This window comes from Arachnia propionica, assembly GCF_003932785.1.
GTDB lineage: Bacteria > Actinomycetota > Actinomycetes > Propionibacteriales > Propionibacteriaceae > Arachnia > Arachnia propionica_B.
This window is the reverse complement of record NZ_RQYT01000115.1, coordinates 1-1,037: the sequence shown is the minus strand read 5'-3', so window position 1 is coordinate 1,037 and position 1,037 is coordinate 1. Positions and strand designations below refer to the sequence as shown.

The window sequence follows — 1,037 nt, the reverse complement described above, 5'->3', positions numbered from 1 at the left end:
AGAAGAAGATCGCCCAGTTCGAGAAGCGCGAGCCCAAGCCCGTCTGCGCCCAGCTCGTCGTCCCGGTCTCCCCGACCGTGACCCCGGGCGTCTGCGAGAACGGCGCCACCACCCCGACCGATCCGACCGTCGAGGTTCCGACCACCGAGGGCATCACCTACGGTGACCCGGTCATCACCAAGGACGGCCGCAACGTCACCGTCACCGTGACCGCCACCCGCAAGGACGGCTTCATCATCAACGGCGGCAACCTGCCCCAGGGCTGGGTCTACAACAACGACGGCACCGCCACCTTCACCACCACGGTGGAGCAGCCGGTGTGCGCCCCGGTGACCCCGGTGGATCCGACCATCACCCCCGGTGTCTGCACCCCGGGTTCCCTGACCCGCAGCGAGCCGACCGTCGAGGTCGCCGTCACCGAGGGCATCACCTACGGTGACCCGAAGATCAGCGTCCAGGGCACCACGGCCATCATCACGGTGACCGCCACCCCGGTGGGTGACAAGCAGCTGATCGCGGATCTTCCCGCTGGTTGGGTGAAGGATCCGCAGGGCAACTCGGCGACCTTCACCAAGGCGATCGACCATCCTGCATGTGAGGCCACCAAGGTTGTCCCCGTCGCACCGAAGGTGACCCCGGGCGTGTGCACCCCGGGTTCGACCACCCCGAGCGACCCGACTGTCGAGGTTCCGACCACCGAGGGCATCACCTACGGTGACCCGGTCCTCACCAAGGACGGCCGCAACGTCACCGTCACGGTGACCGCCACCGCCAAGGAGGCCTACGTCATCGACGGCGACAACCTGCCCGAGGGCTGGAAGATCAACCCGGACGGCACCGCCACCTACTCCGTCGTGACGGAGCAGCCGGTGTGTGAGGGCACCAAGGTGATCCCGGTGGATCCGACCTTCCAGGTCGGCCAGTGCACCCCCGGCGAGGTCGAGCCGACCGACCCGACCATCACTGCCGCCACCACCGAGGGCATCACCTACTCGGCCAGCTGGGCGGTTGACGGCGACGAGGTGGTCTTCACCGCC

1 protein-coding gene is annotated in these 1,037 nt (G+C 68.1%); it reads left to right on the top strand.

The window, feature by feature from the left end:
* The coding region (locus EII35_RS16130; RefSeq protein WP_221739805.1) for a hypothetical protein at positions 1 to 1,037 on the top strand (1,037 nt) is incomplete at both ends.